We start from the raw sequence: 7175 nt of genomic DNA on the forward strand, positions 1-7175 counted from the left end.
GCTTGATGACCCGCGTCGGCCGAAAAACTACAGCGACCAGCAATACCTCAAGAGCGCCGAGGAAATGGCGGAGCTGTTCAGCGACCTGCCCGAAGCGCTGGAAAACACCGTCGAGATCGCCAAGCGCTGCAACATCGAAGTGAAGCTGGGCAAGCACTTCCTGCCCAACTTCCCGATTCCCGATGGGATGACCATCGATGAATATTTCCGCAAGGTCTCGTTCGACGGCCTCGAAGAACGCCTCAGCGTCCTGCTGCCCAAGGACACCACCGAAGATTACGAAGCCAAGCGCCAGGTCTATGTCGATCGGTTGAATTTCGAGCTGGATATCATCATCCAGATGGGGTTCCCCGGTTACTTCCTGATCGTGATGGACTTTATCCAGTGGGCCAAGAGCAACGGCGTGCCGGTAGGCCCTGGCCGGGGGTCGGGTGCCGGGTCGCTGGTGGCCTATGTGCAGAAGATTACCGACCTCGACCCGCTGGAATATGACCTGCTGTTCGAACGTTTCCTCAACCCGGAACGGGTTTCCATGCCCGACTTCGACGTCGACTTCTGCATGGACGGCCGCGACCGGGTGATCGACTACGTGGCCGAGAAATACGGCCGCAACGCGGTGAGCCAGATCATTACCTTCGGTTCCATGGCTGCCAAGGCTGTGGTGCGCGACGTGGCGCGGGTGCAGGGCAAGTCCTACGGTCTGGCGGATCGCCTGTCGAAGATGATCCCGTTCGAAGTCGGCATGACCCTGGAAAAAGCCTACGAGCAGGAAGAAATCCTCCGGGACTTCATCAAGGTCGATGAGGAAGCTGCGGAAATCTGGGAGATGGCCCGCAAGCTTGAAGGCGTCGTGCGTAACGTCGGCAAGCACGCTGGTGGCGTGGTGATCGCGCCGACCAAGCTGACGGACTTCTCGCCGATCTATTGCGATGAAGAGGGCGACGGCCTGGTCACCCAGTTCGACAAGGATGACGTCGAGGCGGCGGGCCTGGTGAAGTTCGACTTCCTTGGCCTGCGGACCCTGACCATCATCGATTGGGCGCTGAAGACCATCAACCGCGACCGGGCCAAGGTTGGCGAAGAGCCGCTGGACATCGCCTTCATTCCGCTGGACGACAAGCCGACCTACAGCCTGTTGCAGAAAGCTGAAACCACGGCTGTGTTTCAGCTTGAATCCCGGGGGATGAAGGAGCTCATCAAGAAGCTCAAGCCCGACTGCCTGGAAGACTTGATCGCACTGGTGGCCCTGTTCCGTCCGGGCCCGCTGCAATCGGGCATGGTGGATGACTTCATCAACCGCAAGCACGGTCGCGCCGAGCTGGCGTACCCGCACCCCGATTACCAGTACGAGGGCTTGAAGCCAGTACTGGCGCCGACCTACGGCATCATCCTGTACCAGGAACAGGTGATGCAGATTGCCCAGGTGATGGCCGGCTACACCCTCGGCGGCGCGGACATGCTGCGTCGTGCCATGGGTAAGAAAAAACCCGAAGAGATGGCCAAGCAGCGCGGTGGCTTCATCGAAGGTTGTGCGAACAACGGCATCGATGCGGACCTAGCGGGCAACATTTTCGACCTGGTGGAAAAGTTCGCCGGCTACGGCTTCAACAAATCCCACTCCGCCGCCTATGGCCTGGTCTCGTACCAGACCGCATGGCTGAAGGCACATTACCCGGCGCCGTTCATGGCGGCGGTACTCTCGGCGGATATGCACAACACCGACAAGGTCGTGACCTTGATCGAAGAAGTGCGGACCATGAAGCTGCGCCTCGACGCACCGGACGTGAACGCTTCGGAGTTCAAGTTCACGGTGAACGACGAAGGCCGCATCATCTATGGCCTCGGCGCGATCAAGGGCGTGGGCGAAGGGCCGGTGGAGGCGATTACCGAAGCGCGCCAGGACGGGCCGTTCAAGGATCTGTTCGATTTCTGCGCCCGGGTCGATCTCAAGCGCATCAACAAGCGCACCCTCGACGGTTTGATCCGCAGCGGCGCGCTGGATCGCCTGGGGCCTTACTTCCACGATGAGCCGAAGGCCTACCAGGCCAATATCGACCGCAACCGCGCGGTCTTGCTGGCGGCGATGGAAGAGGCGATCAAGGCCGCCGAACAGACTGCCCGCACCCACGACAGCGGCCACGCCGACCTGTTTGGCGGGCTGTTCGTCGAGGAGGACGCCGACGTCTACGGCAACCATCGCAAGGCCAAGGAGCTGACCCTCAAGGAACGCCTCAAGGGTGAGAAAGACACCTTGGGCCTCTACCTGACCGGTCACCCGATCGACGAATACGAAGGCGAGATCCGCCGCTTCGCCCGCCAGCGCATCATCGACCTGAAGCCGGCTCGCGACACGCAAACGGTCGCCGGCATGATCATCGCCCTGCGGGTGATGAAAAACAAAAAGGGCGACAAGATGGGTTTCATCACCCTCGACGACCGCTCCGGGCGCATCGAGGCGTCGTTGTTCGCCGATGCGTTCCATTCCGCGCAGTCGTTGTTGCAGACGGATGCGATGGTCGTCGTGGAAGGAGAGGTGAGTAACGACGACTTTTCCGGTGGCCTGCGGCTGCGGGTCAAGCGCGTGATGAGCATGGAGGATGCCCGTACCAACCTGGCCGAGAGCCTGCGCCTGAAGTTGCAAACCCAGGATCTGAAAGGCGATCAGCTACGCTGGCTGGGCGAGTTGTTCAAGCGCCATCGCGGTGCTTGCCCGATCACCATGGAGTATGTACGACCCGACGCCAAGGCCGTGCTGCAGTTCGGCGAAGGTTGGCGGATCGATCCGGCGGATGCGTTGATTCAAGCCTTGCGTGACCAGTTCGGCAAAGACAACGTCTTCCTCCAATACCGTTGACGGCCAGGGGCCACTTCCGTATTCGGAGCGCCCCTGACCTCGACTCGAATTTTTAATCTCGACCTGAACGCGCCTCTCCCTTAAGGTAGGGCGCGAATAGACAACCGGCCGGCCCAAGCTCTCTTGGACGTCGACCCAAGACGGACGCCTATGAACCCGAATTTTCTAGATTTCGAACAGCCGATCGCCGACCTTCAAGCCAAGATCGAAGAGTTGCGCTTGGTCGGTAACGACAATTCGCTGAATATCGGCGATGAAATCTCTCGGCTGCAGGACAAGAGCCGCACGCTGACCGAAGACATCTTCGGCAAGCTGACCAGCTGGCAGATCGCGCGTCTGGCGCGTCATCCGCGTCGTCCCTACACCCTGGACTACATCGACCACATCTTCACCGAGTTCGATGAGCTGCACGGCGACCGTCACTTCTCCGACGACGCGGCGATTGTCGGCGGCGTTGCCCGCCTGGACGACCAGCCAGTGATGGTCATCGGTCACCAGAAGGGTCGCGAAGTGCGCGAGAAGGTGCGTCGCAACTTCGGCATGCCGCGTCCGGAAGGCTACCGCAAGGCCTGCCGCCTGATGGAAATGGCCGAACGTTTCAAGATGCCGATCCTGACCTTCATCGACACCCCGGGCGCCTACCCTGGCATCGACGCCGAAGAGCGCAACCAGAGCGAAGCGATCGCCTGGAACCTGCGCGTCATGGCCCGCCTGAAAACCCCGATCATCGCCACCGTGATCGGCGAAGGCGGTTCGGGCGGTGCGTTGGCCATCGGTGTCTGCGACCAACTGAACATGCTGCAATATTCGACCTACGCGGTGATCTCGCCGGAAGGTTGCGCCTCGATCCTCTGGAAAACCGCCGAGAAGGCGCCGGATGCCGCTGAAGCCATGGGCATCACCGCCGAGCGTCTCAAAGGCCTGGGCATCGTTGATAAAGTGATCAATGAGCCAGTGGGCGGCGCCCATCGTGACCCGGCTGCAGCCGCTGCGCTGATTCGCGCCGAGCTGAGCTCGCAGCTGTCGATGCTCAAGAAATTCGACAACGAAGCGCTGCTGACCCGTCGCTATGAGCGGTTGATGAGCTACGGTCTCTGATCGAACTGCAACACCCCATGTGGGAGCGAGCTTGCTCGCGATAGCGGGCTATCAGTCAACTCATCCGTTGAATGTTTAACCGTCATCGCGAGCAAGCTCGCTCCCACAGTTGCTTTTGCCCCAGGCTGACTCCTATGCAATCAAACACGGATCTGCCCACTCGGCTTCTCACACAGTTATTCCCCTGGCGCAACGCCACTCATTGGCGCATCGCCTTCTCCGGTGGCCTCGATTCCACCGTCCTGCTGCACCTGCTCGCCTCCCTGGCCAGAACCCAAGGCCTGCCGCCTCTAAGCGCTATCCACGTCCATCATGGTCTCCAAGCCGTGGCCGATGCGTGGCCGGAGCACTGTCGCAAGGTTTGCGAGGCCCTTGGGGTGCCGCTGCAAGTGGTCAGCGTGGAGGTCCGGCCCGGCGCCAGCGTCGAGCGTGCGGCCCGGGACGCGCGTTACGCGGCTTTCATCGCCGCGACACAAGAGAACGACATACTGCTTACGGCCCAGCACCGGGACGATCAAGCCGAGACGTTGTTGTTTCGTTTACTGCGCGGGGCAGGGGCACGGGGCTTGGCGGCGATCCCGAGGCAACGTCCCTTGGGACAGGGATATCTGCTGCGACCATTGCTCGACGTGTCTCGTGCGGAGCTGGAGGCCTATGCCAGCCGGCATGGCTTGAGCTGGGTCGAGGACCCTTCCAACGATGACCATCGCTACGCCCGTAATTACCTGCGCCAGCGGGTCTTTCCGGTCCTGGCCGAGCAGTGGCCCCAGGCATCGATGACCCTCGCCCGTAGCGCCGCGCACCTGAGCGAGGCGCAAGGGTTGCTGGATGAGTTGGCGCAGATCGATCTGGAACGGGCCCTGAGCGCCAGCGCATACGACTGGCTCGGGTTGCGCTCTCTTGAACTGGCGCCTTTGCGAAATTTATCTCCGGCGCGCCAGCGCAACGCCTTGAGTCATTGGTTGGCATCGGTGACGAAGCTTCCCGACAGTGACCATTGGGCGGGTTGGGACTCGCTGCGTGATGCCAGGGAAGATGGCCACCCCGTCTGGCGATTTGCGGACGGAGAAATGCACCGGACCGGCGGACGCATCTGGTGGTTATCCGACCATTGGTTGCAGCCAGTCTCGGGGCCGATTGAATGGCTTGAGGTCGATCAGCCATTGTTGTTGCCGGGCAATGGTCGGGTGATTCTTCGCGGCGCGGCCCCTGCGGGCGCGCTTTGCATCCGCTACCGCCAGGGTGGCGAAGTGATGGAGCTGCCGGGGCGTGGACACCGGGATCTCAAGCGTTTGCTCAACGAAAACGGCGTGCCGGCGTTCGTCCGTGGTCGTTTGCCGCTCCTGTATCAGGACGAGCAATTGCTGGGGTTGGCCAACCTGCCGGGATTGGACAAGGACCCAAATGGCACTTGGCAATTGACCTGGCAGCCATGAAAGCCAAGATCTGGGTTTGAGCTGAAAGGGGCTTTCCGGTAGACTACGCTCCCTTCTTGATACAACTTCTGTGGATTCGCCTGAATTGCAGGAGTTGCCGATTACCAAGCAGTCTTTGCTGGGCGATTCCAAAAAATGTGTAGCGAACAACGTACCGGTGATTTCACCTCCGGTCTGTCCCGACGCGGCGGTTTTTTTGAAAGGTGCACTGTGATTAATGCAGGTGATCGGGGGCTTCGGCCTTCCTTCGCTTTCCCCGGCGGCTCGGACCGCTTTAACGCAGACTTCTAGGGTTTTTCATGACGCGCTACATATTCGTCACGGGCGGTGTTGTTTCTTCATTGGGGAAAGGCATTGCCTCGGCTTCATTGGCGGCCATCCTGGAGGCGCGGGGACTTAAGGTCACCATGCTCAAGCTGGACCCGTACATCAACGTCGACCCGGGCACCATGAGCCCGTTCCAGCACGGTGAAGTGTTCGTCACCCACGACGGCGCCGAGACCGACCTGGACCTGGGCCACTACGAGCGGTTCATCCGCACGACCATGACCCAGAACAACAACTTCACCACCGGCCGTGTCTACGAGCACGTCCTGCGCAAAGAGCGTCGTGGTGACTACCTGGGCGCGACCATCCAGGTCATCCCGCACATCACCGACGAAATCAAGCGCCGCATCATCAAGGGTGCCGGCGACGCGGACGTGGCGATGGTCGAGATCGGCGGCACCGTGGGCGACATCGAGTCCCAGCCGTTCCTCGAAGCTATCCGCCAGTTGCGTTTCGAAATCGGCGCCAAGCGCGCGATGCTGATGCACCTGACCCTGGTGCCGTACATCGCCACTGCCGGTGAAACGAAGACCAAGCCAACCCAGCACTCGGTCAAGGAACTGCGTTCCATCGGCCTGCAGCCGGACGTGCTGGTCTGCCGCTCCGATCATCCGATCGATATGTCCTCGCGTCGCAAGATCGCCCAGTTCACCAACGTGGAAGAACGTGCGGTCATCGGCCTGGAAGACGCCGACACCATCTACAAGATCCCGGGCATCCTGCACTCCCAGGGCCTCGATGACTTCGTCGTCGAGCGCTTCGGCCTGCAATGCGCCAGTGCCGACCTGTCCGAGTGGGACGCCGTGGTCGATGCCAAGCTCAACCCTGAGCATGAAGTCACCATCGCCATGGTCGGCAAGTACATGGAACTGCTGGACGCCTACAAGTCGCTGATCGAAGCGATGAGCCATGCCGGCATCAGCAACCGCACCAAGGTCAACCTGCGCTACATCGATTCCGAAGATATCGAGAACCAGGGCACCGGCCTGCTCGAAGGCGCCGATGCGATCCTCGTGCCGGGCGGTTTTGGCCTGCGTGGCGTGGAAGGCAAGATCACCGCGGTGCAATACGCCCGCGAGAACAAGGTGCCGTACCTGGGCATCTGCCTGGGCATGCAAGTGGCGGTCATCGAGTTCGCCCGTAACGTGATGGGCTGGAAAGACGCCAACTCCACCGAATTCGATCGTGCCAGTGGCCACCCGGTCGTGGGCCTGATCACCGAGTGGGAAGACGCCACCGGTGCCGTCGAAGTCCGTACCGAAAGCTCGGACCTGGGCGGCACCATGCGCCTCGGCGCGCAGGAGTGCCTGCTCGAAGCCGGCTCCAAGGTGCACGATTGCTACGCCAAGGACGTGATCGTCGAGCGTCATCGCCACCGCTACGAAGTGAACAACAACCTGCTGCCACAGTTGATGGAAGCTGGCTTGAAGATTTCCGGTCGTTCCGGTGACGGCGCGCTG

At 61.2% G+C, this 7175-nt stretch carries 3 protein-coding genes and 1 pseudogene; all 4 read left to right on the forward strand.

Translation table 11 applies throughout. From position 1 onward, the window contains the following. The coding region (gene dnaE / locus OC610_RS17560) for a DNA polymerase III subunit alpha (protein WP_264429383.1) at positions 1-2854 on the forward strand (2854 nt) is incomplete at its 5' end. Positions 2855-3004: 150 nt separating this feature from the next. Next, positions 3005-3952, forward strand: coding sequence for an acetyl-CoA carboxylase carboxyltransferase subunit alpha (locus OC610_RS17565; RefSeq protein ID WP_181289185.1), 948 nt, complete (start codon positions 3005-3007; stop codon positions 3950-3952). Between the two features lie 134 nt (positions 3953-4086). Further along, positions 4087-5413, forward strand: a pseudogene (gene tilS / locus OC610_RS17570) (tRNA lysidine(34) synthetase TilS). 274 nt (positions 5414-5687) lie between these two features. Then, positions 5688-7175: CTP synthase (locus OC610_RS17575; RefSeq protein ID WP_264429385.1), on the forward strand; the 1488-nt coding region annotated here is incomplete at its 3' end.

The organism is Pseudomonas agronomica (assembly GCF_025917275.1).
GTDB classification, from domain to species: Bacteria; Pseudomonadota; Gammaproteobacteria; order Pseudomonadales; family Pseudomonadaceae; genus Aquipseudomonas; species Aquipseudomonas agronomica.